Here is a 24,818-nt window from a genome sequence, read left to right on the forward strand (position 1 = left end):
TATCAAAGAAAATTAATAATCAACAAATAAACAATTATTTTAAAATCCAATAATATACATCTCTAAAAATAAAAATATAAAAACATCATTCAATTTGAGTGGTTTTTTCCTTTAAATCAAATGATCCGAGAAATTAGTTTTACGCTTTATAACGATCTTGTTTGCTTGAATTCAAGATATGAACGAGTACAAAACACTGTTTTGTAAGAAGTGTAAGGAGGCAAAGCACTGCTTTGAATGAAGCACAAGAAGTGAAAGCACACTGTTTTCATCTATTTGAGGCATGAAGTTCAACTCAAATAAATCAGTTTTGTTTTTACAAGACATCAAAAAAGCCCCTGTTAAAAACAAGGGCTTTTAGACTTAGAAATTAGAAATTAGTTCTTTTCTTTGTCTACAATCTTGTTCGCTTGAATCCAAGGCATCATCGCACGAAGTTTGTTACCCGTTACTTCGATACCGTGAGCAGCATTTTGACGACGACGTGCAGTCATAGATGGGTAGTTCAACGCACCTTCTTGGATGAACATCTTCGCATATTCACCTGATTGAATACGTTTAAGTGCATTGCGCATTGCTTCACGAGATTGTTCGTTAATAACTTCAGTACCCGTTACATATTCGCCGTATTCAGCGTTGTTAGATACTGAGTAGTTCATGTCCGCGATACCGCCTTCGAACATTAAGTCAACGATCAATTTAAGTTCGTGTAGACATTCGAAGTATGCCATTTCAGGCGCATAACCAGCTTCAACCAAAGTTTCGAAGCCCATTTTAACCAATTCAACAGCACCACCACAAAGAACTGCTTGCTCACCAAATAAGTCAGTTTCAGTTTCTTCACGGAAAGAAGTTTCGATGATACCTGTACGGCCGCCACCAACACCTGATGCATAAGAAAGCGCAACGTTACGAGCGTTACCAGAAGCGTCTTGATGAATAGCGATTAGGTCAGGAACACCTGAACCACGTTGGTATTCAGAACGCACAGTGTGACCAGGCGCTTTAGGCGCAACCATGATTACGTCAAGATCAGCACGTGGAACAACCTGGTTGTAAAGAACAGAGAAACCGTGAGCAAATGCAAGAGTCGCGCCTTCTTTGATGTTTGGCTCGATTACGTCACGATAAAGTTGTGCTTGGAACTCGTCTGGAGTCAAGATCATCACTACGTCAGCTTGAGCAACAGCAGCAGGAACTTCAGCAACTTTAAGACCAGCGTTTTCAGCTTTTTTCCAAGAAGTAGAACCAGCGCGAAGACCTACAGTTACGTCTACACCAGAATCTTTAAGGTTAAGCGCGTGCGCGTGACCTTGTGAACCATAACCAATGATCGCTACTTTCTTAGATTGGATGATAGATAAGTCGCAGTCTTTATCGTAAAAAATTTGCATTGCTGTCTCCGCTTAATGCTTGTTTGTCTGTTTAACCAGGCAGTGAATCTTGTATTTACACTCCCTGATACCCCCTTCTTTTTAGGATGAGGAAATACTTTAAAATTAGATTGTCAGTACTTTTTCGCCGCGTGCGATACCCGAAACACCTGAACGAACCACTTCTAAAATGGTATGTTCTGCAAGTGCATCAATAAACGCATCCACCTTTTCAGTTGTACCTGCAATTTGAATGGTATAAGTCGTTGGTGTTACATCAACAATCTGACCACGGAAAATATCGGCAGTACGTTTGATTTCATCACGCGATGAACCGAGTGCTTTGACTTTAATGAGCATCAGTTCACGTTCAATATGCGCACCTTCTGACAGATCCACTACTTTTACCACTTCAACTAATTTATTCAGCTGTTTAGTAATTTGTTCGATCTTGTGATCATCGCCATAAGTGGTCAATGTCAAACGAGAAAGTGTTGGATCTTCAGTTGGCGCAACGTTTAATGTTTCGATGTTGTAGCCACGTTGTGAGAATAAACCCACTAAACGGGAAAGCGCGCCTGCTTCGTTTTCAACAAGTACAGAGATGATATGTCTCATGCTGTGCGCTCCCCTTTTGCCAACCACATATCCTGCATTGACTGACCTGCAATAAGCATCGGATAAACGTGCTCAGAGCGATCAACCATTACGTTAATAAATACGCACTTATCATTGATTGCCATCGCCTCTTCAAGCTTAGACTCAAGCTCATCTGCATGATCAATCTGAATACCAACATGACCATAAGCTTCCATCAATTTTGCAAAGTCCGGCAATGACTCTACATAAGAGCTAGAGTGACGACCTTCATAGTTCATATCCTGCCACTGTTTTACCATACCCAATGCACGGTTGTTCAGGCACAGAATTTTCACGTTCAAGCCGTATTGCTTACAGGTTGAAAGCTCCTGGATACACATCTGGATCGATGCTTCACCAGTGATACACACCACTTGCTGATCCGGAAATGCAAGCTTAGCCGCCATTGCATATGGCAGACCTACGCCCATCGTTCCTAAACCACCTGAGTTGATCCATTGACGTGGACGCTTGTAGCGATAGTGCAATGCGCCGAACATCTGGTGCTGACCCACGTCAGAGGTGATGATCGCTTCGCCATTGGTCACTTTGTCGAGCGCACGAACTACTTGTTGAGGCTTCATCGAACCATCAGTCGGTAGATCAAACTTCAAGCAGTTCACTTGACGCCATTCATCAATTTGCTTCCACCATGCCGCAATCGCTTCAGGATTTGGCTTGGACACATTCATCTGTTTCAGCTGGTTCAGCATTTCGTTTAGTACAGGCTCTACTGCACCCACGATTGGAATGTGCGCCATGATGGTTTTAGAAATTGTCGCTGGGTCAATATCAATGTGAATGACTTTGGCATTTGGACAGAATTTCGCAGGATTATTGGTTACACGGTCATCGAAACGCGCACCAATACACAGAATCACGTCTGCATTGTGCATGCTCATGTTGGCTTCGTAAGTACCGTGCATACCGAGCATGCCCAGGAACTGTGGATCATCGCCCGGGAATGCACCAAGACCCATTAAGGTATTGGTTACTGGGAAGCCCAACAGATGTGCAAGTTCAGTCAATTGTGCTGAAGCATTGCCTTGAACCACACCACCACCAGAATAAATCACTGGGCGTTTAGCATGAATCAGTTCGTCAATCGCTTTACGGATTTGACCTGAATGACCACGGTATGGTGGCTGATACGAACGCATCTTCACTTTTTCAGGATATTCGTAAGCAAATTTCTCTGCTGGATTGGTCGCATCTTTCGGAATATCAACAACGACTGGACCTGGACGACCAGAAGCAGCGATATAGAATGCTTTTTTGATAATTGCCGGAATTTCACTGGCATGACGAACCTGGAAGCTGTGCTTCACAATCGGACGGGAAATACCGACCATATCTGTTTCCTGGAACGCATCCTCACCAATTAAGTGACTTGCAACCTGACCAGACAGGATCACCATTGGAATGGAGTCCATATAAGCTGTTGCAATTGGGGTTACGGTATTGGTTGCGCCCGGACCTGATGTCACAAGCACGACACCAGTTTTACCTGTTACGCGCGAGTATGCATCTGCCATATGGCCGGCAGCTTGTTCGTGACGTACGAGGTAATGATTAATTTTGTCTTGTTGAAATAGCGCGTCGTAGATATGTAGAACTGCGCCGCCTGGATATCCAAAAACATGTTCAACGCCTTCATCCGCTAATGCGCGAACGAGCATTTCACCACCAGATAAAAGTTCCAACGTGATTCACCCTAATATTATTCACTGCACAAATGGGAGGCATTTGCAGTGTTCATTCATTAACTGTCTGCACTGTTATAGCACATAAATTTCATAGTTTTCATAGCAATAGGAAAAAAATCTGGTCTCTTTACTGTTCGAGCAATACAAGACCTAAAACATGTTGGGATAAACATATTTTGCTTAGCTTTGTTCAATTTCTCGGCTAGAGAAATCGCCCACTGCATGAAATGACACTTATTCGAAGGGTGATCGATCTAAGGCATATAAAACTATTGCAGCATTCTTGTGTTTTCAGTCTCTAAAGTCAAGTTCAAAAAACACTCTGTTTCATCTAGCTTATAGGGTTTTTGCTGTTTTTCTAAACTTTTATTAAATATATAGCTTTACACCCCCTCTTTATCCAAAAAAAATATTTAATAAAATCATTATGATAAATATTTATTTCTATAAAATTTTAGTATGCCTCATATAAAAAAAATGAATGAATTTTTCTATTTTTTAATTTTAATGTTTATAAATAAATTTACTTATTGGTCTGTTTATATTTTCTTCAATTAGCTTTCTCTGCATTTATTACGAAAAGTCGATAAAAATACTCCTTTAATTATTTAAACTGACTACAATATGCACAACCTGAATGCTGAAACTGCAAAGGATTCATGACCATGAGACGTTCACTGTTTGCCATGTTAACAAACACCCTTCTACTCTGTTTTATGAGTGGAAATACCATGGCAAATCAATATTATAAATGGGTCGATGCCAAGGGAGTAACGCATTACACCAAAACACCACCGCCAAAAAATGCAAAAAAAGCAGGCAAAGTGGAAACTTATGGCTGGAAAAATTCAGCCCCAACCTCTCCTAGAAGTGCTGAATCTGCTGAACAAACTGAGCACGCATCTCAAGAACAGCTGCAACAATCGCCTCAAGCTCCAGCGAATCAAGACCAGCAGCAACGCGAAGCGAACGAAGCCTTGCAACAATCTAAAAAGCGTGCAGTCGCTTTATAAGGCATCCCTCTAATAGGACAGTCGTTTTTTCTTCGGGAAATGTGAGTGCAAAATTCACTATAAGTGCATTTTGCGCTATGCTGTGCCTCATAATTTTTTAACCGTTCTCTTGTATTACGTATATGACTACTCACATTGACTCAGAATACCAAGCCAGTGCGATTGAGCCTCAAGTCCAACAGGACTGGGAATCGCAGAAAGCCTTTAAAGTTGCCGACACTGTAGAAGGTCCACGTCGTTATATCCTCTCGATGTTCCCTTACCCAAGTGGCAAACTGCATATGGGTCATGTGCGTAACTATACGATTGGTGACGTGATCAGCCGTTTCCACCGTTTAAAAGGTGAAACTGTACTTCAGCCAATGGGTTGGGATGCTTTTGGTCTTCCTGCTGAAAACGCAGCAATTGCACATCAAGTTGCACCTGCAAAATGGACCTTTGAAAACATTGATTACATGCGTAATCAGTTGAAAAAGTTAGGTCTTGCAGTGGACTGGGATCGTGAATTTGCAACTTGTACACCAGAATACTACCGCTGGGAACAATGGTTATTTGTTCAGCTTTATAAAAAAGGTTTGATCTACCGTAAACTTTCAACCGTGAACTGGGATCCAGTGGATCAAACAGTTCTTGCCAACGAACAAGTTGAAAATGGTCGTGGTTGGCGTTCAGGTGCATTGGTTGAAAAACGTGATATTCCAATGTACTACTTCCGCATCACTGACTATGCGCAAGAATTACTTGACGATCTAGACACATTAAAGGACGGTTGGCCACAACAAGTCTTGACCATGCAACGTAACTGGATTGGTCGCTCACAGGGTATGGAAATCACTTTCCCTTCAGCAAATCCTGACGTGTATGCAGATGGTTTAACGGTATTTACCACACGTGCCGATACATTAATGGGTGTAACGTATGTTGCTGTTGCAGCAGAACATCCAATGGCATTGAAAGCAGCAGAAAATAACCCTGAGCTTCAAGCATTCATTGAAGAATGCCGTATGGGTTCTGTGGCAGAAGCGGATCTAGCGACTGCCGAGAAGAAAGGCATGGCAACAGGTCTTTCTGTGAAGCACCCTGTAACAGGTGAAGAAGTTCCTGTTTGGATTGCAAACTATGTATTGATGTCTTACGGTTCAGGTGCGGTGATGGCAGTACCTTCACACGATGAACGTGACTTCGAATTTGCTAATAAATATGGCTTAACCATTAAGCAAGTGATTGATGCCAAAGGTGCTGATGATAGCGAGTTTGATGCGACTCAATGGCAAGAATGGTACGGCTCTAAAGAAGGTAAACTGGTTAATTCAGGTGAATTTGATGGTTTAGATTTCCAAGGCGCATTTGATGCCTTCTTGGCAAAACTTGAGCCACAAGGTCTTGCCAATGTAAAAGTTCAATTCCGTTTACGTGACTGGGGTGTCTCTCGTCAGCGTTATTGGGGTTGTCCAATTCCAATGATTAACTGTGACACTTGTGGTCAAGTGCCAGTGCCAGAAGATCAACTTCCTGTTGTACTTCCAACTGATGTGGTGCCAGACGGTTCAGGCAACCCATTGAACAAAATGCCTGAGTTCTACGAAACCAAATGTCCTTGCTGTGGTGGCGACGCGCGTCGTGAAACAGATACCTTGGATACTTTCGTAGAATCATCTTGGTACTATGCACGTTATGCATCTCCAGACTTTACAGATGGCATGGTGAAACCTGAAGCGGGTCAAACCTGGCTTCCTGTCAACCAATACATCGGTGGTGTTGAACACGCGATTCTACATTTGCTTTATGCACGTTTCTTCCACAAATTGATGCGTGATGAAGGTGTGGTACAAGGTAACGAACCGTTCACTAACTTGTTAACCCAAGGTATGGTGCTTGCTGATACGTATTACCGCGAAGCGGAATCAGGTAAGAAAACATGGTTCAACCCTGTGGACATCGAGCTTGAAAAAGACGAAAAAGGTCGTATCACTTCTGCGAAATACAAAGAAGATGGTCAAGACGTTGTCGTTGGCGGTCAAGAGAAGATGTCGAAATCGAAAAACAACGGGATCGACCCGCAAGCGATTATTGACCAATACGGCGCAGACACTGCACGTGTATTCATGATGTTTGCTGCACCACCTGATCAATCTCTTGAATGGTCAGATGCAGGTGTGGAAGGTGCAAACCGTTTCTTGAAACGTGTATGGCGTTTGGCAACGGGTTTCCTTGAACAAGGTAACAATGTATCAGCTATTGATAAAGCTACGCTTTCTACTGCTGCGCAAGACTTACGCCGTAAAACGCATGAAACCATCCAAAAAGTGGGTGATGACATCGAACGTCGTCATGCATTTAACACTGCCATTGCAGCGATGATGGAACTTCTGAACGCAAACAATAAGTTTGAAGCGAAAGATGACAATGACGTGGCGGTTGCACGTGAATCGATCATTACGCTTTTAACGTTGCTTGCACCATTTGCACCACACTTAAGCCAGACTCTATTGGCGCAGTTTGGTATTGAGTTAACTTCTGCTCAGTTCCCAAGCGTTGATGAGTCTGCATTAACCCGTAATACCCAAACCATCGTGGTTCAAGTGAACGGTAAACTTCGTGGCAAATTAGAAGTATCTGTCGATGCGTCTAAAGATGACATCTTGGCGCAAGCGAAAGCATTGCCAGAAGTTCAACAATTCTTGACGGGTCCAACCAAGAAAGAAATTGTGGTGCCGAATAAGTTAGTGAATTTGGTGGTTTAATATCCTCAAGTTCCCTCTCCTATTAGGAGAGGGTTAGGGAGAGGTAAGTTGAAAAAATCACCTCATCCTAGCCTTCTCCCAGAGGGAGAAGGGACTTTATAAAGGATTTCACAATTCCCAAACAAAGCCCGTTGCCAGTCAACGGGCTTTGACTTTACAATCCCCTACAGAATTTCAATATTTTCCCATTTTGGAAAAACAGAGGACAGCGCATGCATTTGGGCAAACGTTTAGCAGTAATTGTTTTAACTTGTGGCCTGAGTGCAGGCCTAGTCGGCTGTGGCTTCCATCTTAAAGGTAATAATCCAAGCTCAGTACCTGTGGCTTATTCAGTAATGAGTCTGGCTTTACCTGCCAATACCGAGGAACTTCAGGAAAAACTAGCAATTTATCTGGGTGCGGCCGGCGTACAATTGTCAAATTCACCAAATGCCTATGTATTGCGTGTACTGGATTATACTCCGCGTCGTTTGGAATTAAACGGTAAACTGGTAGAAACATTATTACGTCTCAATGTGACTTTCCGTATTGAAGATGCACAAGGTAATCCTGTGACTGAACCGCGTACGATCGTCGCGACCCGCACCTATCAATATGATATCGAGACAGTAAATACTGACGACCAGGAACAGGTTTTCCTGAAACAGGTTCTCATTGATGATGTAGCACAACAGATTGCGCGTCAGATATCATCAAATCGCCTACCATTGGCAAAACCTGAAACTCCTACTCAACCGGCACAATAAGACTGAACCATGAAACTTGATTACCTTCAGGCATTAAAACGTGTCTCCGATGCTCGCGGTGCCTGGGTGTTACATGGTCAGGAACCTCTGCTTGAGCAGAACCTGATGGATGCTTTTCGTGCTAGCTGGCAACAGCGGGAAGTTGAACGTCAGCGCTATGATGTCAGTTCGGTCAGTGACTGGAAAAATGTCTTTAATGCATTAAATAGTTTGTCTCTGTTTTCGACTCAATTAGCGGTTGAAGTACATGGCAACATCAAGCCGGATGCTAGTGGCATCAAGCTATTAAAAAGCTATTTGCAGCAGGACAGTGACAATTTATTGCTGATCATCATGCCTAAACAGGATAGTAGCAGCCTGAAATCCAGCTTTTTCCAGGTCATGGATGCCAATGGCGTCAATGTCTCTCTTACAGCCAATTATCCGCGCGACCGTCAGCAAATTTTGTCAGTTGAGGCAGAAAAGCTCGGCATTAAGCTTGCCAATGATGCCTGGGCTTGGCTGGAACAACACCATGAGCATAACCTGCTGGCAGCCAAAAATAGTCTGATGCGTGTCAGTGATACCTTTGCTGAGATCGATGTAATCCAGGTGGATCATCTGTATGCCTGCCTGCAAGATCAGTCGCGTTATAGTACCTATGACCTGAGTGATGCCCTGCTAAATGGTAATCTGGCACAATCGATTAAAATTTTTCAGTATTTGATTGCTTCTGGTGAGCCATTGAGCTTAATTCTTTGGAGTATCAGCAAGGAAATGCGTTTGTTAATGCAGCTGTTTGAACAGCCACAAAATGCGCTACAGATCGGTATCTGGAAAACCAAAGTTAGCCTATATCAACAGGCTTTACGTCGACTTAGCCCACAAACCTTTTTAGCTTGGCCGGCCCTGTTATTAAGAATTGATGCTTCTATCAAAGGGTTGGGGCATGAAAACCCTGAACATTTGGTGCAGCAAGCCATTGCCAGCATGTGTGGCAAAACTTTATTTCATTAATAGCTTAATCATCAGATAAATAAAATAATAATCATTCTTATTTGTTAAAAAATTCACGATTTATCCTTAATTCGCTTTTATAATCACTCACATATCTCTGACTTAAATCTGTTCACTATGCCAAAAATAAAACCGTCCAAACTGATCATGGCAGTAGTCATTGCCATTGCACTTATAGCCACCGGGTGGTATTTCCTCAAACCTGAAGAACAGCCAACACAATACATTACTGCTGAGGTGACTCAGGGAGATATTGAAAACTCGGTACTGGCAACAGGTGTACTGGAAGCCACCAAAATGGTCAGCGTCGGTGCGCAGGTTTCTGGTCAGGTGAAAAGAATGTATGTGCAACTGGGCGATCAGGTTAAACAGGGTCAGTTGATTGCTCAAATTGATTCTGTACGTCAGGAAAATGATTTAAAAACTGCTGAAGCCAGTATTAAAAACCAGATGGCACAACTTGCTGTACGACAAGCAAATCTGGCCAAAGTTGAAGCAGAATATAACCGTCAGAAAGCCATGTATGCACAGGATGCGACTTCCCGTTCAGAGCTGGAATCAGCCTTGGCAAGTTATAGGACAGCACAAGCGGACATTACTGCAATTAATGCTCAGATTGAACAGTCACGTTTAACTTTGGCCACTGCAAAAGAAGATCTGGGTTATACCCAAATCGTGGCACCGATGGATGGTACCATTGTGGCGATTGTGACTGAAGAAGGCCAGACCGTAAACGCAAACCAGAGTGCACCGACCATTGTGAAGCTGGCAAAACTTGACACCATGACCATCAAAGCCGAGATTTCTGAAGCAGATGTCATGAAAGTTGAAGAAGGTCAAACGGTTTATTTCACCACCCTAGGCAACAGTGAAAAGAAAATCTACGCGAAACTACGTCAGGTAGAACCAGCACCAAATTCAATTAATACCGATACCAATACTTCAAGTTCATCTTCTAGTTCTGCAGTGTATTATAACGCCTTATTCGATGTACCGAATGAAGATGGCAAACTGCGTATTGATATGACGGCGCAAGTCTATATTGTGCTAGATGAAGCACGAAATGTATTGACCATTCCAGCCGCTGCGATTCAAACCTCTAACCGTCCACAACGTCCAAATCGTGGTGAAGGCACTCAAGAAACACGTGGCGAGGGTCGTCCACGCAGCGAAGAGTCTGCTGCTCGTGATGAAAGCCGTGCTGACAATGCAAAAGGTGAACGCCCTGCCCGTCTGGAACTTTCTGATGTAGAACGTGCTCTGATTGAACAAGGCAAAGCTCAACGTGCCATGGTTCGCGTATTACAAGCGGACGGCACTGCTAAACCGACACCAGTGCTGATCGGTCTGAATAACCGTGTGACAGCGCAAGTGATTAAAGGTTTGAAACGTGGTGATCAGGTGATCATTGCCGATGGTTCAGACACTTCAAATGACGGTGCTAAACGAAGCGGTGGTGGTCGTAGTGGCGCCGGCCCAATGAGAATGTAAACATGAATCAACAACAACAGCCTCTGTTAGAGGTCAAGAATCTGATTCGTGAATTCCCTGCGGGTGAAAGTACGGTTCAAATTCTCAAGGGTGTTAACCTCGAAATCTATCCGGGTGAACTGGTTGCCATTGTTGGTCAGTCCGGTTCAGGTAAATCAACCTTAATGAACATTTTGGGTTGTCTGGATAAGCCCACTGCTGGCAGCTATAAAGTCAAAGGGCGTGAAACCCGTGAGCTGGAAGCGGACGAGCTGGCCCAGTTACGCCGTGAATACTTCGGCTTTATTTTCCAGCGTTATCATCTTCTTGGTGACTTGAATGCTGCAGGCAACGTTGAAGTGCCTGCCATTTACGCGGGTGCGGACTCAACTGAACGCCATGAGCGTGCTGTCAAATTGCTGACAGATTTGGGGCTAGGTGAAAAAACCGAAAACCGCCCAAGTCAGCTGTCTGGTGGTCAGCAGCAGCGTGTTTCAATTGCTCGGGCCTTAATGAATGGTGGTGACGTTATTCTTGCCGATGAACCAACAGGGGCATTGGACAAGAATAGCGGTATTGAGGTAATGCGCATTTTGCGCGAGCTGAATGCCAAAGGTCATACCATTATTCTGGTTACACATGATCATAATGTGGCCAAGAATGCGACCCGTATTATTGAGATTTCAGACGGTAATATTATTTCTGATCAGCAGAATGTACCTGAAGTCGATGATGGTTTTACAAAGCAAACGCTAGAACGCAGTGAACAGAAGAAAATCTCCAGCTGGCGTTCAGCGGTAGATCGTCTTGGTGAAGCATTCCGTATGGCGCTACTCGCCATGAATGCCCACCGCATGCGAACCTTTCTGACCATGCTTGGGATTATTATCGGGATTGCCTCCGTGGTTTCCGTGGTTGCGCTGGGTAACGGCTCGCAAAAACAGATTCTGGAAAATATTAGCAGTCTCGGGACCAACACCATTACTGTATTCCAGGGCCGCGGCTTCGGGGATAATTCACGGTCCTCGCAAGCCAAAACCCTGATTCCTGCGGATGCAGATGCTCTGGCAGAACAGCCGTATGTTGATGGTGTCAGTCCATCGGTCAACAGCAGTGTCACTGGACGGTATAAAGAGATTGAAGCTTCAACCACCGTCAACGGCGTCAGTGAAGACTTCTTCTATGTCAGAGGCATGACTTTTAAGTCCGGTCAGCCTTTTGATAAGGAAAGTGTGACTGAACAGGCTCAAGATGTGGTCATTGATACCAATACCCAAAACACTTTCTTCAAAGATGGTACCAATCCGGTTGGACAGGTGATTTTGCTGGGTAGTGTACCAACCCGAGTGATTGGAGTCATTGATGCGCAAAAAGGCATGATGGGCAACAATGATACGCTGAATGTATACCTGCCTTATTCAACTGTCATGAGCCGTATGCTGGGACAGTCAAATGTGCGTCAGATCATTGTACGTATTAAAGATGAGTACCCAAGTGCCGCGGCTGAAAATGCGATCCTGAACTTACTGGTACAGCGCCACGGTGCGCAGGATGTATTCACCCAGAATGCGGACAGTATTCGTGAAACCATTCAGCAGACAACCCAGACTATGACCTTGCTGATTTCTGCAATTGCAGTCATTTCTCTGGTCGTAGGTGGTATTGGCGTGATGAACATCATGCTGGTGTCAGTAACAGAACGTACCCAGGAGATTGGGGTACGTATGGCGGTCGGCGCCCGTCAAAGTGACATCCTGCAACAGTTCCTGATTGAAGCGGTACTGGTGTGTATCCTAGGCGGTATTTTGGGTGTGTTGCTATCCCTCGGTATTGGTCAACTCATTACCCATTTTGCTGGAGGTACTTTCCAGATGGCATATTCGACCACTTCAATTGTGGCAGCCTTTGTCTGCTCTAGCCTGATCGGTATTGTGTTCGGCTTTATCCCGGCGCGTAATGCAGCACGACTGAATCCTGTCGATGCCCTCTCTCGAGAATAAGGAATCTGATATGCAAATGAATTTAACCAAACTTGCCAGTGCCCTGCTCCTCGGGAGTTCACTGGTGGGATGCGCAGCTGTGGTAAAAACACCCTATGAACAGCCAAGTATAGCTGTGCCTGGCAGTTTTCAGAATAATACTGCGCTAAGTAAGCAGATTTATGATGACGTCCTGGCTGATCAGTGGTGGACCTTATTTAGAGACCCACAGCTAAATACGCTTGTCGAGGATGTATTATCACGCAATAGCAACCTTGCAGTAGCCGGGATTAATCTGCAACAGGCACGTATTCAGGCCAGACAAACACAAAGCCAGCAAGGTATACGCATTGGTGATGCACGTGTTTCAACTGGTCGTCAGTTTAGTCTGGATGGTGACGGCGACCGTTCTACTGGGATTTCACTAGGTTATCCTGGTCTTAGTTATGAGCTGGATCTATTTGGCAAGCTTGCCAATCAGACTGAAGCAGCCCGTTGGGAAGCTCGTGCTACTGAACAAGACTTGCAGGCAACGGCGCAAAGCCTGATTGGAACGACTGCACAGCTTTACTGGCAATTGGCTTATTTAAATGAGCGCTATAGTGTCGTACAGCAGAACCTGGCAACGGCCCAGAAGACTTATGACCTGGTACGGGTACAGTATCGTGCTGGTGCAGTTTCCGGACTAGATCTGACCCAGGCTGAACAGGCAATCCAGAGCCAGCAAGCTACTTTAAGTCAGATCGAGCAACAACGCGTTGAAACACGTACCGCACTTGCAGTCCTTATGAATATGCCGGTGCAGCAGCTTTCTATTCAGGAACCACAACGCCTGCCGAATATTGCCTTGCCTGCGATTGCAGCGGGTTTGCCTGCAAGTCTGCTGTCACGTCGTCCAGACTTAAATGCTGCTGAATTGCGTTTACGTAAAGCGCTCGCCAATAAAGATGCTAACAAGGCCAGCTATTATCCATCAATTAGTCTGACCGGTAGCTTAAGTACGGGTATTGGTACCAGCACGTCTTTGTCAGATGCGCTAAAAAATCCGGTTGCAACATTGGGTGCAGGTCTCACCTTGCCCTTCCTGCAATGGAATGACATGAAGCGTGATCTACAAGTGAATGAACTGGAATATGAAAAAGCAATTCTGCAATATCGCCAAACCATTTATGAAGCTTTTGCCGATGTAGAAAATGCCCTGTCAAATCGTACTGAGCTGACGAAACAGGTCGAGCTACAGCGTCGCAATGTCGAGCTGGCAGAGAAAACAGAACGTTTGACTGAAGTGCGTTATCGTAATGGTGCAGTTGCCTTGAAGAACTTACTTGATGCGCAGGAAACCACACGTAATGCGCGCCTCAGTCTGGTACAAACGCGTCAAAATCAATACAACGCTTATGTCACTTTGCTGCAGGCGCTGGGTGGTAGTCCAATCAAGCAATTACCATAATATCTTCAAATAAAAAACCGCTGCCGAGGCAGCGGTTTTTTATGCCAGTCTGTTTTTCATTTGCAGATAGGCATTTAAATTATTGAGCTGCTCCTGCGAAGCCGCATGTCCTAGCAAGCTTCCCTTCTCTAGCCATGCTCGGGCAAGCGTTACATCACGATCTACGCCAATACCCTTGGTGTATACACGTCCCAGATGACCATAAGCGTCAGCATTTACCTGTGCAGCAGCTTTATGATAGAACTGGATCGCTTGATCTATATTAGCTTCAACACCAATACCGTGTTCCATCACTTCCCCGAGTGCATTCAAGGCCATGGCATTCTGCTGGGCAGCTGCCTGCTTTAAATAATTCAGACCTAAAGCAATCTCCTGCTCTATGCCTTCACCTTTAAGATAATTCATACCGAGCTGTGCTTGTGCGTGTGCATGACCGAACTGGGCCGCTTGATGCAAATAGCGTTTGGCTTGATCTTCGTCAATAGTAAATACCGGATATTGACCTGACAGTGCCTGATACAAATACCAGGCGGCATCAGCCGAACCTTTGCTTACGGCCTGATTCAGATATTGAATGGCCTTGTCACGGTTAGGCAATGGATACTCGGGCAGGCTATAGAAACGTCCAACGATATAAATTAGATCAGCTTCAGATTGTGTATTAATATTCCAGTGCTGCTGCGCGATCTGCTGAATAATTTGCGTAGCTTTAGCGGTATCTTTAACTGTACCGATGCCATGTAGATAGCACAGTGCGAGACCCATCTGGCTATAGAAATAATCTGGATCAATCTTGGCAGCAGCCTGATACAGGCTAAACGCTTTTTCAGGCTCATTTGCGACCAGATAAGACTCATAATATAACGCTGCAATCATGCACAATGCTTGAGGAAACTGAGTATTCGCAGCCTCACTCCAATAGCGAAAAGCCATGGTTTCATTCTTATCGACAAACCAGCCATGAAAATAGGCTAGACCAAGTAAAGTTTTGGCTTGAACATCTTTATGCTCATAAGACAGCTGTTGCAAATGCTGCAAGATCCGCTGTCGCTGATCAGCATCAATCGTACCTAGTAATACACCAGCATAATATTCATACAAACCATTCTGATCGCCCAAATTAACGCTTTGTTTAATGAAGCGTAAGGCTTTTGACCGATCCTGTGGTAATAGCTCACCGCTTGCATACAGTTGTGCAATCTGTTGGGTTGCTTCGAGATGATCTTGCTGCGCGGCCAGAAACAGATAATGGATTCCCAAGCTTAAATCTTGGGTAGTACCCTCTGCCAAATAATATTGTGCCAACTGGTACTGTGAACCAGAGTGTCCCTGATCTGCATTCTGAATCAGCAGTTGTAGACGATGCTGTTCTGCCGCATCCTGAGTGGGTTCGGACAATTCGGTGATTCGATATTGGGCTTCCAGATTACCTCGTGCCACGGCATGACGATACCAATACAGTGCTTTTTCGCGATCTCGATGCTGATAGTGATCATCTTCAAAGACCTGACCCAAATGGTAAGCAGCTTCATCACTGCCAAGACGGAATGCATTTTCAAACAGATTAATCGCATTTTCGGTACTTGGCGGACGCCCCAAACCTTTGAGTTCCATCAGCCCCATACCAACATAGGCCTGAGGGATTTCCTGCTGCTGAGCCAGATCCTGATAGATCTGATAGGCACGCTCATAATTCGACTGCTGTCCTTCAGTACTGAGACGAGCCGCGTGCTTGAGCTGAGCCTCAATCTGTTCAATCCATAGGTCATGTTGCACTGCCCTGGCTTGATCTCGTGTTACCGGGTCAGGACGCTTCCACATCCAGATCCCTAACGCCACGATTCCCAAAATCAGCACCAGTAAGAACCACATAGCTGCTCCCTGATATTGTTTTTTGTTATATGAATATAGTTTTCATTCTAAACGCAGGCACAAAAAAAGCACAGTAACTGTACTTTTTTATTTTGTATATCAGGCTTTTGCTCGCTTCATATCCAACTTTTTCAACACTTCTGATACTGCAACCATGGCAAAACTGGAAGTCACCACTACCGCCGAACCATAGCCACCACAGCGTAAACCCGCGCTTGGACAGACGTCGGCATTGGAGAATGGATTATCGATTGAATAAACACAGGTAATGCCGAATTTCTCTTTTGGTTTTTTACAGATGCCTTTAGCACGTAATTGCGCACGTAATTTTGCCAGCATCGGGTCCTGTTCAGTTTTGGATAAATCAGCCACCCGGATTTTTAATGGGTCCAGTTTACCGCCTGCTCCACCCGAGACAATCAGAGGAATCTTGTTGAAACGGCAATGCAGCATCAAAGCAAATTTAGCTTTTACATCATCAATACAGTCCAGAATAATGTCAGGTTTTCCCGCTAGGATTTCTTTGACATTTTCAGGCGTGAGATAGTCATCAATCAAGTTTACTTTAATACGTGGGTTAATCGCACGGCAGCGTTCTGCCATGATTTCAATCTTTTCACGGCCTAAGGTGGTCGTCATCGCGGGTAACTGGCGATTGATATTCGATGCAGCCACTACATCCATATCAACAAGAGTCAGTTCACCGATTCCGCTACGTGCCAGTGCTTCAACTGCCCATGAACCGACACCGCCAATTCCAATCACCATCACATGACTGTTTTCATAATGATTAAAGCTGTCATCGCCATAAATTTTGGCTACACCGGCAAAGCGGCGGTCATATTCATCATCTTGAAGCAGATCAGTCATAGGTCATCAATAGCAAGAAAAACATCGGGGGCATTTTAGCAAATTCGCAGCCGGTTGACTGCCACTAAAATTCAGACACAAAATCAGTCAAAAAACTATTCTTTAACCATCCATAAAAAGCTTAAAATCGATCAAATTCTATTCGCCATTAAAATCATCACAATAGATCTTTTTCAAAAATCAAAAAATGATCGTTATATTCATATTTAAATAGATATTGAAAGTTTCTTCTCCCTCTAGAATGAGAAGTATTACTTCGCAAGAGGAGAAGGGAGATTTCTTAGATATAACCTTTTCCTTGCGCAGTAGTGCTATTCATCTCCTACAAAGAGGAGAATTTCATTTTAATGATTAAAAAATGATTTATGAAAGAAGCCTAATAACCAGAATATTTTAATCCTTCTCAGCTTATAGGGAGTCAGGTCAGTATGCTATTTAACGCTCTTTATGCACTCATGGTTGTTCTGTTCCTGCTTTATCTTTATGGCTTAGTTTTCAAAAAGCAGAAAAATTATTATATCAGTATCATGATTCGCTTACTGACTTTGGGATTATTTGCTTTAATTGTCTTTGATCAACATGAAACCCAGATCCATCTTGCTTTGGTCCTGCTCACCTGGGTACTGTTTGAAAGCAGCGACAATTTTTATAATAAAAGACTCTCTTCAAGTAAATAAAAAAGAGGCTTTACGCCTCTTTTTCAATGTCCGGATTACTTGTTCATAATGAAAAAATATTCACGATAGTATTTCAGTTCAGCAATTGAATCACGAATATCATCCATCGCCAGATGTGAAGCATTTTTCTTAAGACCACTCATGATTTCCGGACGCCAGCGTTTTGCCAACTCTTTCACTGAAGACACATCCAGGTTACGGTAATGGAAATATTGCTCCAGTTCTGGCATCAGACGGTGCAAGAAGCGACGATCCTGACAGATCGAATTACCACACATGGGTGATACTTTTGGATTGACCCATTTTTTCAAGAATTCAATGGTTTGTTGTTCAGCATCTTGTGCAGTAAGTTTGCTGCGACGCACACGCTCCACCAGACCCGATTGTCCATGTTGACGGGTATTCCATTCATCCATGGCATTGAGCACACGATCCGACTGATGAACTGCAAGGACAGGACCTTCGGCAAGAATATTTAAATTGTCATCGGTTACAATCGTTGCAACTTCAATAATCTGGTCATTGTCTGTATCCAGACCTGTCATTTCCAGGTCGATCCAAATCAGGCGGCTATCCGGGGTGCTGCTCATAAATGTGCAATCTTATTAGGCTATAAAACATTTATAGTAGCAAATTTATTACGTCGATGCTGTAACTGACACCCTGCTTCATGCTATTTTTGCCATCTCGCTCCCATGGTTTTTTAGGATTTGAATGGCTTTAATACGTAAACGTCGTTTAACTGAACAACAACAACGTCGTATTCAAAAACAGCACAAAACGCGTCAGGAAGAGGCGGATACCTCCCAAGACCTGGAAGGACTGGTCGTGCAGCATTATGGTCGACAGCTAGAAGTCCAGGCGCTTTCGGTTCCTGAACTGCATCCTGAAAAACCGGTGGTGGCTGAAGGTGAACCTGAACCCTTCTGGAAAGAAATTGAAATGGGCAGCGTGTGGCGCTGTCATACCCGTACTAACCTTGAATTGCTGGTCACAGGTGACCGGGTCAAATGGCAGGCTGATCCAAATACTGGCTTGGGAATTATCACTGCGATTCATCCGCGTAAATCACTGCTGACCCGACCTGACCGTTATCACAAGGTTAAACCGGTCGCAGCCAATATTTCCCTGATTGTGATTGTATTTGCACCATTGCCTGAGCCAGCGCCAGGCCTGATTGATCGTTATCTGGTGGCTTGTGCCGATGCAGAGATTCCCGCACTACTAGTCCTGAATAAATCAGACTTGCTCAAGGAAAATGATCCAATTCTGGAACTGCTCAAAGAATATGAAAATCTGGGTTATGAAGTCATGCAGACCCAGTCTGAGGGAGATCTGACTGAACTTTCTGCGCGTCTCAATGATGAAACAGTCGCATTTGTGGGGCAATCAGGTGTAGGCAAAAGCACCCTGATCAATGCCATCGTGCCGGATGCAGCTCAAAAAACGAATGTTATTTCTGAAAACTCGGCATTGGGTCAGCATACAACAACTTCAACACGCCTGATTTCCTTTGGTGATGGCGCAGCGCTGATTGACTCTCCGGGGATTCGTGAATTTGGCCTGTGGCATTTGACTTTAGACAAGGTACAAACCGGTTTTCCAGAGATTGAAAATCTGCTAGGGCACTGTCAGTTCCGTAACTGCACGCATAAACATGAAAAGCAATGTGCTTTACGTCAGGCAGCAGATTCAGGTGAAATTTTGCCGCGTCGTTTGGACAGCTATCTGCGATTAATTGATGAAATCACGGAAGCTCAACAAAAAAATTGATATTCTTAAGCTTTAGCCCTTGAAGCGGTGATTTTGATCACCATATTTATGAGCTATACTCTTGGCAATTTTGAAATTGTAATTAGGTGAATTGTGGAACGTTGGTTCGAGTTTATGGGGAATCACCCCTTTTTGTTTGGTGCACTTGCAGCATTGGTGGTTTTGTTCTTCATTATCGAAGGTCAACGTAACGGTCGCAAAATTTCTCCGCAATCGCTGGGAATTTTGGTTAAGGCAAAAAATGCTATGCTGATCGACCTGCGTGATGCCAAAGATTTCCGTGAAGGTCATATCAGCGGTAGCCGTAATATTCCATACAGCCAAATTACCAAACATGTCGAAGAGTTAAAAACAGCAGATCGCCCATTGGTGTTCATTTGTAATCTTGGGCAAGTTGCAGGTACTGCGCTACAACAGGTCGGTCATGCAGATGCTTACCGTCTTGATGGCGGCATCAGCAACTGGAAAGCCCAAGGCTTACCTCTGGTGAAAAGTAAATAATACGATCAGGAGATTCATTCATGGCTGAAGTCATTATCTATTCAACGACTGTGTGTCCATACTGTGTCCGTGCAAAACAGCTCCTTGAGCGTAAGGGCGTAGAATATAAAGAAATCAATCTGTCTAAAGAAGATCCGCAGGTTCGTCTTGATTTGATGCAACGCACCAATCACCGTACCGTGCCACAGATTTTTATTAATGAACAATTCATCGGCGGTTTTGACCAGCTTTATGCTTTAGAGCGTGAAGGCAAACTCGACGAATTACTGGCTTAATTGCCCTTTAATTATCACCTCATATTAAGGATTAAAGAATGAGTGAAGAACAACAAGCTCAACCACAATTGGCATTAGAGCGTATTTATACCAAAGACATTTCTTTTGAAGTACCTGGGGCACAAGTTTTTACCAAGCAATGGCAACCTGAGCTGAACATCAACCTGTCTTCTTCTGCAGAAAAGATTGATCCAACTCACTTTGAAGTCGCTTTAAAAGTGGTAGTACAGGCAAACAACGAAGGTGATACAGCATTTATCGTTGATGTCACTCAAGCAGGTATCTTCCTGATTGATAGCGTTGAAGAAGAGCGTCTGCCTTATATTCTTGGTGCGTACTGCCCGAACATCCTGTTCCCATTCCTTCGTGAAGCAGTGAATGATCTGGTCACTAAAGGTAGCTTCCCACAGCTACTGCTTACACCAATCAACTTTGATGCTGAATTCGAAGCCAACATGCAACGTGCGCAAGCTACTGCTGTTGAAGGTCAAGCTTAATCGTTTGATCCTGAATCAAAAAGACCGCAATTGCGGTCTTTTTTATGGTCTGTTTATAAGTTATTTAAAGGCTTGATGCCCCTGCTTTTTAATCTCATCCATTTTCACGGACAAATTTTGGGCTTCCTGCAACTGCTTAGCAGCAAGCAGCTGTTCTGCCTTTTTAATCTCTATTAGTAAATCCTTTAGCAATCCCTGATAGGCCACTACATGTGCATCTTCGGCTTTCAGTTTTTGCAGCTTGGATGGTAAATGTTTTTGGTAGCTTTTTACAGTTTGCTGCATGATCTGTAATGCTGCTTGTGCCTCTTTAGAATCCTCTGCAGCTTTAAATTTTTTCAAATTTTTATCCAGGTCACGCATGCTGTAATGCTGGTGCTCTTCTACTGCCATAGCCGAAGTTCCCAGACCTAAGCCTATGATGAAAATGATGCTAATCCACAGTGATTTAAACATGTTTATTTTCCTGGTTTTTTTGTTTTAAGCATCTTAATGGCAAAGTATTAAAAGATAAATTATCTTCATCCTATTTTTTAGACTTGATGTCATCAGATTTACATCATTGTCCATTAGCATAAAAAATAAAAACCCCTCAATTGAGGGGTTTTCTTTGCTTGAAATAAGTATTAAAAATCTTATTCTGCATCCAGCATCAGCTCTGCGCTCATGCCAACCGTATTATAACCGGCATCAACATACATGATTTCGCCAGTAATGCCATTCGCCCATGGTGAGCACAGGAATAATGCAGCATTACCAACATCTTCAATAGTGACATTACGTTTAAGCGGAGCCACTTTTTCATTCAAATCCAGCATTTTACGGAAAGATTTAATGCCAGACGCTGCAAGGGTACGGATTGGACCAGCTGAGATGGCATTAACGCGGATACCGTCTGCGCCCAAGCTAGATGCCAGGTAACGTACACCCGCTTCTAGAGATGCTTTCGCCAGACCCATCACGTTGTAGTTCGGCATCACGCGCTCAGAACCTTGATAAGTCAGAGTGAGTAGACAACCTTGGCGTGCAGCTAAAAGTGGCTTTGCAGCACGTGCCATCGCGATAAAGCTATAAGCACTGATGTCATGTGCAATCTTGAAACCTTCACGATCCGTCACATCAGTAAAGTCACCGTCTAAGGTATGTGCAGGTGCAAAACCGATTGAATGCACGACTCCATCCAGACCATCCCAGTGTTTTGCCAGTTCTGCAAATGCATGGTCAATTTCTGCATCTACCGCCACATCACAAGGAAATACCAATTCAGAACCGAATTGTGCAGCAAAATCATCTACACGTTTTTTCAGCTTTTCATTTGGATAGGTAAAAGCAAGTTCTGCACCTTCACGGTGTAATGCCTGAGCAATACCAAAAGCAATTGATAACTTACTTGCAATACCTGCGATCAGGAAGCGCTTACCCGCCAATAGTCCTTGTGCCATGTGAATCTCACTCAAAATAATTTATATGCATGATGCCAAGTCTAAAGTATTTTAGAAATTGCATAATGCGCCTTTTTTCATTGGATCATACATTGAAATACAGTTTTCGACTGATGCAAGGATTTTATATTAGATATCCAGATGCAAAGCCTGATGGGTATTTTTCCAGAGCTGTTCTGCCAGTTCCTCTTGATCCATATGCAAACTTTTAGCCAGTCCTTGCAGCACATAGGGCAGATTTGCAGGCGTATTGCGGGTACGCTGTTCAGTAGAATGCTGACAACATAAGGGCGTCATGTCTGGACAATCGGTTTCAAGGACCAGATGTTCCGGGCCCATCTGCTGTACCACCTGATGCAGTTTTCTGGCATTGGAATTGGTAATTTGTCCTGTCACCCCAATCTTGAAACCCAGTTTGACAAAAGCCTTGGCTTCTTCAATTCCCCCACCAAAGGCATGCGCAATACCGCCCTGTTGAAATTGATGCTCTTTCAGTATTTTGAGTACTTCCGCATGGGATTTACGGATATGCAGTAAAATCGGTTTGTCATATTGCTGTGCCAGTTCAATCTGAGCAGCAAAAAAGTCTTTCTGCTTCTGGAAAATTTCTGCTTGCTTATGCTGTTTCAGAAACGTATCCAGACCGATTTCACCAATGGCAATACAGTCTTCAGTTTGCAGGATCTGCTCTAAATCCTGCAAATGATCCTGCTGATGTTGCTCGATATAAAAAGGATGTAAGCCGGGGGCTAAATAGCTCCTTGGCGCATCGGCAAGATCATTTAAAAAATGCTGGGTTTGAATCAGGTCCTGAAAACGCTGCTGTAAAAAACCGATCAGGATTAGCCCTTCCACGCCTGCCTTTTTAGCAGCATAAGCTAACTGTTCCCGGTCATGATCAAAATCAGGAATATCGAAGTGGGTATGCGTATCAAACAGTTTCAGGCTCATTTTGCAACTTGGGCTTCTGAAGCAGCCTGTTCAGTTTTCGGCAGATACTCTGGTTTTAAGATTCCCTGTAAATCACTATAAGGAATATTTAAACGCGGCAAGCCGACCACATAAGGTCCAATTTCATATTCTGCATATTGCAGTGCCAGACCTTGTTTGGTGAGGAAGAAATTATCCGTTAACTTGAATTTCCAGGCCTGCTCGTATTCTGCAACATCAGTTGCCAGCTCTGAATCAATTACCCAGGTTTTAAAGGCTTCATGCGCTTTGGCTTCCAGCTGAGTCTTTTGTTTTGGCAGGACAATATCATCCAGCTTGACCAGCTTTTTACTGTCCAGGTCAAAGTTATAATAGTTCTGTGCAGTAGAACCATGTGCCCCACCCAGATAATGTGTGCTATTTAATACTACTGTTGCCAGCGGATTTCCAGGATTCAGGATCTTCGGCTTGATCATCAGGCTAATACTGTGATTGGCACTGAGTGCTTTCAGCTCCTTGTCCAGATTCAGGAAAGTCTGCATATAAGGAATAGTCTGCTTTTCCAGCTGCTGACGTGCACTGAGCTGGGGTTGAGTTACAGCTGCCTCTGAAGCTGCGGATTGAACAGGTGTTGGCTCACTGGCAGCTTGTACTTTCGCTGACGTAATCGCATCAACATCAAGCATACCCTTCAGTCGGGCTAAAATCTGTTGATCAATAAATTCATCAATAAAACGCTGATTACTGTTCAGACGTTCAATGGTGATTTCAGGACAGCTTTTACCATCACATTCCGGGAGATCCAGGTTAAGCTTTTCGGTTTCACCCTTGAGCTGGACGATTTCAGGCTCTGCCTGAGTGACTTCCGGTGGATTAACCTCTTTGGCTTCCTTTTCTCGAGGTTGACAGGCAGTCAACAGAATCGCTGTCGCCAGTACAGACAGGCCGAATATCTTGTTATATTTTGGCATTCAATACCCTTTTGTGTTACATCACATTCCACCCGTTCTCGGGCATCAATCCTAAAACATATGCTGATACACTTCAGCTTTCAAGAGCTGTTGTGTTTGTTCTTGACTAAGATAAATATCAAGTTGTTTAGCATCCTTGACAATTTCTCCACCACGATAATGCAGCCCAATCCCCTCCTGATCAAAGAACCAGTCAGCTTGCCCCCAATACAGTTTTTTCGGGGCAGTTTGTCGGACTTCTTTACTATTTTCTTTTAGCCATTTTGCATAAGCATCTTGCACGATCTTGTCCATCGTGACCCGTCTTTGTGGATCAATAATATCTAAGGCAGTCAGATTTTTTTGACTGCGGCGGTCTGCCACATAAAAATAATAGCGTTCCTTCACCGTAACATTTTCCTGCTCTGTATCCACCCCAATCTGCATTAACACATACTGATTATGCTGATAAGGGATGCGGGTATACATGGAGAGTTGATAGGCTTTATTGATTTTAATCTGTTCCTGCCAAGCATCTGACTTTTTTACATAGGCATTGACGGCCTGCTGTAAGCTCATGTCCTGCTGCTGATCTTTATCCCGAATCTGATCCTGAATCACCAGTGCCTGTTTACGTTCCATCCACTGGTTCAGCCATGGATCTACCGTATCTAGGGTCTGAATATCCAGTTCGATACAGTTTTTGGTTTCACAAAATGGGAGTGCAATCTTGGCCGGCTGTTCCTGAATATTTAGATAAGGCAATACATCTGCCTTTTCTACTTGCTCAATTTCGACTACCGCATCCTGAGTTTTTGTTTCTGGTTCTGATTTTTTTTGATCGCAGGCGCCCAGCAATAATCCTAAACTGATTGCTGAACTCAGCATGACTGCATTGCTAAGTTTCATATTCCC

General features: G+C 43.9%; 23 protein-coding genes. 12 read left to right on the top strand and 11 right to left on the bottom strand.

The window, feature by feature from the left end:
- Nucleotides 1-377: 377 nt before the first annotated feature.
- The 3 genes from ilvC to F955_RS00735 form a co-directional block, all read right to left on the bottom strand.
- Complete coding sequence (gene ilvC / locus F955_RS00725; protein WP_004813124.1) at nucleotides 378-1,394, bottom strand: ketol-acid reductoisomerase; 1,017 nt, start codon at nucleotides 1,392-1,394, stop codon at nucleotides 378-380.
- A 105-nt stretch (nucleotides 1,395-1,499) separates the two neighbouring features.
- The gene (ilvN, locus tag F955_RS00730) at nucleotides 1,500-1,991 is read right to left on the bottom strand and encodes an acetolactate synthase small subunit (RefSeq protein WP_004813125.1); all 492 of its coding nucleotides are present in this window, start codon (nucleotides 1,989-1,991) and stop codon (nucleotides 1,500-1,502) included.
- Complete coding sequence (locus tag F955_RS00735) at nucleotides 1,988-3,715, bottom strand: acetolactate synthase 3 large subunit (RefSeq protein WP_004813127.1); 1,728 nt, start codon at nucleotides 3,713-3,715, stop codon at nucleotides 1,988-1,990. Before F955_RS00735 ends, ilvN begins: the two co-directional genes overlap by 4 nt.
- Before the next feature lie 689 nt (nucleotides 3,716-4,404).
- On the opposite strand from F955_RS00735, the gene F955_RS00740 reads away from it, so the two are divergent.
- The 7 genes from F955_RS00740 to F955_RS00770 all read left to right on the top strand — a co-directional run bounded on the left by F955_RS00740 (nucleotide 4,405) and on the right by F955_RS00770 (nucleotide 14,116).
- Nucleotides 4,405-4,731, top strand: a complete 327-nt coding sequence (locus F955_RS00740; protein WP_228127671.1) for a DUF4124 domain-containing protein — start codon at nucleotides 4,405-4,407, stop codon at nucleotides 4,729-4,731.
- Between the two features lie 122 nt (nucleotides 4,732-4,853).
- Nucleotides 4,854-7,475, top strand: a complete 2,622-nt coding sequence (leuS, locus tag F955_RS00745) for a leucine--tRNA ligase (RefSeq protein WP_004890027.1) — start codon at nucleotides 4,854-4,856, stop codon at nucleotides 7,473-7,475.
- Between the two features lie 212 nt (nucleotides 7,476-7,687).
- Nucleotides 7,688-8,221: an LPS-assembly lipoprotein LptE gene (locus tag F955_RS00750; protein WP_004813132.1), complete on the top strand. Its 534-nt coding sequence runs from the start codon at nucleotides 7,688-7,690 to the stop codon at nucleotides 8,219-8,221.
- A gap of 9 nt (nucleotides 8,222-8,230) precedes the next feature.
- Nucleotides 8,231-9,217 carry a DNA polymerase III subunit delta gene (holA, locus tag F955_RS00755; RefSeq protein WP_004813133.1) on the top strand — a complete coding sequence of 329 codons (987 nt, stop codon included), beginning with the start codon at nucleotides 8,231-8,233 and terminating at the stop codon, nucleotides 9,215-9,217.
- A gap of 117 nt (nucleotides 9,218-9,334) precedes the next feature.
- Entirely contained in the window at nucleotides 9,335-10,708 is a 1,374-nt protein-coding gene (locus F955_RS00760) for an efflux RND transporter periplasmic adaptor subunit (RefSeq protein ID WP_017401602.1), read from the top strand.
- 2 nt (nucleotides 10,709-10,710) lie between these two features.
- Nucleotides 10,711-12,687 carry a MacB family efflux pump subunit gene (locus F955_RS00765; RefSeq protein ID WP_004813135.1) on the top strand — a complete coding sequence of 659 codons (1,977 nt, stop codon included), beginning with the start codon at nucleotides 10,711-10,713 and terminating at the stop codon, nucleotides 12,685-12,687.
- A 10-nt stretch (nucleotides 12,688-12,697) separates the two neighbouring features.
- The gene (locus tag F955_RS00770) at nucleotides 12,698-14,116 is read left to right on the top strand and encodes an efflux transporter outer membrane subunit (protein ID WP_004890032.1); all 1,419 of its coding nucleotides are present in this window, start codon (nucleotides 12,698-12,700) and stop codon (nucleotides 14,114-14,116) included.
- 39 nt (nucleotides 14,117-14,155) lie between these two features.
- On the opposite strand, the gene F955_RS00775 is transcribed toward F955_RS00770, so the two are convergent.
- Together F955_RS00775 and F955_RS00780 are read right to left on the bottom strand one after the other, a co-directional pair.
- A complete protein-coding gene (locus tag F955_RS00775) occupies nucleotides 14,156-15,988 on the bottom strand; it encodes a tetratricopeptide repeat protein (protein WP_004890034.1) in 1,833 nt (610 codons plus the stop codon).
- Between the two features lie 99 nt (nucleotides 15,989-16,087).
- Nucleotides 16,088-16,858, bottom strand: a complete 771-nt coding sequence (locus F955_RS00780) for a tRNA threonylcarbamoyladenosine dehydratase (RefSeq protein WP_004890036.1) — start codon at nucleotides 16,856-16,858, stop codon at nucleotides 16,088-16,090.
- A 428-nt stretch (nucleotides 16,859-17,286) separates the two neighbouring features.
- On the opposite strand from F955_RS00780, the gene F955_RS00785 reads away from it, so the two are divergent.
- Nucleotides 17,287-17,535, top strand: coding sequence for a hypothetical protein (locus F955_RS00785; protein WP_004813139.1), 249 nt, complete (start codon nucleotides 17,287-17,289; stop codon nucleotides 17,533-17,535).
- A gap of 35 nt (nucleotides 17,536-17,570) precedes the next feature.
- Here the strand turns inward: F955_RS00785 and orn are convergent, their stop codons facing one another.
- On the bottom strand, nucleotides 17,571-18,125 hold the full coding sequence (gene orn, locus F955_RS00790; protein WP_004813140.1) for an oligoribonuclease: 555 nt from the start codon (nucleotides 18,123-18,125) through the stop codon (nucleotides 17,571-17,573).
- A 124-nt stretch (nucleotides 18,126-18,249) separates the two neighbouring features.
- Between orn and rsgA the strand changes: the two genes are divergently transcribed.
- The 4 genes from rsgA to secB all read left to right on the top strand — a co-directional run bounded on the left by rsgA (nucleotide 18,250) and on the right by secB (nucleotide 20,581).
- Entirely contained in the window at nucleotides 18,250-19,308 is a 1,059-nt protein-coding gene (rsgA, locus tag F955_RS00795; RefSeq protein WP_004890038.1) for a small ribosomal subunit biogenesis GTPase RsgA, read from the top strand.
- 93 nt (nucleotides 19,309-19,401) lie between these two features.
- Nucleotides 19,402-19,809, top strand: coding sequence for a rhodanese-like domain-containing protein (locus F955_RS00800; RefSeq protein ID WP_004813143.1), 408 nt, complete (start codon nucleotides 19,402-19,404; stop codon nucleotides 19,807-19,809).
- A 20-nt stretch (nucleotides 19,810-19,829) separates the two neighbouring features.
- The gene (gene grxC, locus F955_RS00805) at nucleotides 19,830-20,084 is read left to right on the top strand and encodes a glutaredoxin 3 (RefSeq protein ID WP_004813145.1); all 255 of its coding nucleotides are present in this window, start codon (nucleotides 19,830-19,832) and stop codon (nucleotides 20,082-20,084) included.
- A gap of 38 nt (nucleotides 20,085-20,122) precedes the next feature.
- Nucleotides 20,123-20,581 carry a protein-export chaperone SecB gene (gene secB, locus F955_RS00810; RefSeq protein ID WP_004813149.1) on the top strand — a complete coding sequence of 153 codons (459 nt, stop codon included), beginning with the start codon at nucleotides 20,123-20,125 and terminating at the stop codon, nucleotides 20,579-20,581.
- A 60-nt stretch (nucleotides 20,582-20,641) separates the two neighbouring features.
- Here secB and F955_RS00815 read toward each other — a convergent pair whose 3' ends face one another.
- From F955_RS00815 to F955_RS00835, 5 genes are all read right to left on the bottom strand, one after another.
- On the bottom strand, nucleotides 20,642-21,037 hold the full coding sequence (locus F955_RS00815; RefSeq protein WP_004890041.1) for a cytochrome b562: 396 nt from the start codon (nucleotides 21,035-21,037) through the stop codon (nucleotides 20,642-20,644).
- Nucleotides 21,038-21,216: 179 nt separating this feature from the next.
- Nucleotides 21,217-22,023 (bottom strand): enoyl-ACP reductase FabI, encoded by an 807-nt coding sequence (locus F955_RS00820; protein ID WP_004890043.1) that lies wholly within the window; start codon nucleotides 22,021-22,023, stop codon nucleotides 21,217-21,219.
- A 129-nt stretch (nucleotides 22,024-22,152) separates the two neighbouring features.
- Nucleotides 22,153-22,974 (bottom strand): TatD family hydrolase, encoded by an 822-nt coding sequence (locus F955_RS00825; protein ID WP_004890045.1) that lies wholly within the window; start codon nucleotides 22,972-22,974, stop codon nucleotides 22,153-22,155.
- Nucleotides 22,971-23,924 (bottom strand): RsiV family protein, encoded by a 954-nt coding sequence (locus F955_RS00830; RefSeq protein ID WP_004890047.1) that lies wholly within the window; start codon nucleotides 23,922-23,924, stop codon nucleotides 22,971-22,973. The genes F955_RS00825 and F955_RS00830 overlap by 4 nt, the downstream gene beginning before the upstream one ends.
- Before the next feature lie 51 nt (nucleotides 23,925-23,975).
- A complete protein-coding gene (locus F955_RS00835) occupies nucleotides 23,976-24,812 on the bottom strand; it encodes a hypothetical protein (RefSeq protein WP_004890050.1) in 837 nt (278 codons plus the stop codon).
- Nucleotides 24,813-24,818 lie beyond the last annotated feature (6 nt).

Origin of the sequence: Acinetobacter schindleri CIP 107287, assembly GCF_000368625.1 — a bacterium.
In the GTDB taxonomy this organism is placed as follows: Bacteria; Pseudomonadota; Gammaproteobacteria; order Pseudomonadales; family Moraxellaceae; genus Acinetobacter; species Acinetobacter schindleri.

Coding starts and splice junctions, on each gene's coding strand:
- ilvC (WP_004813124.1), bottom strand. CDS start 1,394: ATGCAAATTTTTTACGATAAAGACTGCGACTTATCTATCATCCAATCT.
- ilvN (WP_004813125.1), bottom strand. CDS start 1,991: ATGAGACATATCATCTCTGTACTTGTTGAAAACGAAGCAGGCGCGCTT.
- F955_RS00740 (WP_228127671.1), top strand. CDS start 4,405: ATGTTAACAAACACCCTTCTACTCTGTTTTATGAGTGGAAATACCATG.
- leuS (WP_004890027.1), top strand. CDS start 4,854: ATGACTACTCACATTGACTCAGAATACCAAGCCAGTGCGATTGAGCCT.
- F955_RS00750 (WP_004813132.1), top strand. CDS start 7,688: ATGCATTTGGGCAAACGTTTAGCAGTAATTGTTTTAACTTGTGGCCTG.
- holA (WP_004813133.1), top strand. CDS start 8,231: ATGAAACTTGATTACCTTCAGGCATTAAAACGTGTCTCCGATGCTCGC.
- F955_RS00760 (WP_017401602.1), top strand. CDS start 9,335: ATGCCAAAAATAAAACCGTCCAAACTGATCATGGCAGTAGTCATTGCC.
- F955_RS00765 (WP_004813135.1), top strand. CDS start 10,711: ATGAATCAACAACAACAGCCTCTGTTAGAGGTCAAGAATCTGATTCGT.
- F955_RS00770 (WP_004890032.1), top strand. CDS start 12,698: ATGCAAATGAATTTAACCAAACTTGCCAGTGCCCTGCTCCTCGGGAGT.
- F955_RS00775 (WP_004890034.1), bottom strand. CDS start 15,988: ATGTGGTTCTTACTGGTGCTGATTTTGGGAATCGTGGCGTTAGGGATC.
- F955_RS00780 (WP_004890036.1), bottom strand. CDS start 16,858: ATGACTGATCTGCTTCAAGATGATGAATATGACCGCCGCTTTGCCGGT.
- F955_RS00785 (WP_004813139.1), top strand. CDS start 17,287: ATGCTATTTAACGCTCTTTATGCACTCATGGTTGTTCTGTTCCTGCTT.
- orn (WP_004813140.1), bottom strand. CDS start 18,125: ATGAGCAGCACCCCGGATAGCCGCCTGATTTGGATCGACCTGGAAATG.
- rsgA (WP_004890038.1), top strand. CDS start 18,250: ATGGCTTTAATACGTAAACGTCGTTTAACTGAACAACAACAACGTCGT.
- grxC (WP_004813145.1), top strand. CDS start 19,830: ATGGCTGAAGTCATTATCTATTCAACGACTGTGTGTCCATACTGTGTC.
- secB (WP_004813149.1), top strand. CDS start 20,123: ATGAGTGAAGAACAACAAGCTCAACCACAATTGGCATTAGAGCGTATT.
- F955_RS00815 (WP_004890041.1), bottom strand. CDS start 21,037: ATGTTTAAATCACTGTGGATTAGCATCATTTTCATCATAGGCTTAGGT.
- F955_RS00820 (WP_004890043.1), bottom strand. CDS start 22,023: ATGGCACAAGGACTATTGGCGGGTAAGCGCTTCCTGATCGCAGGTATT.
- F955_RS00825 (WP_004890045.1), bottom strand. CDS start 22,974: ATGAGCCTGAAACTGTTTGATACGCATACCCACTTCGATATTCCTGAT.
- F955_RS00830 (WP_004890047.1), bottom strand. CDS start 23,924: ATGCCAAAATATAACAAGATATTCGGCCTGTCTGTACTGGCGACAGCG.
- F955_RS00835 (WP_004890050.1), bottom strand. CDS start 24,812: ATGAAACTTAGCAATGCAGTCATGCTGAGTTCAGCAATCAGTTTAGGA.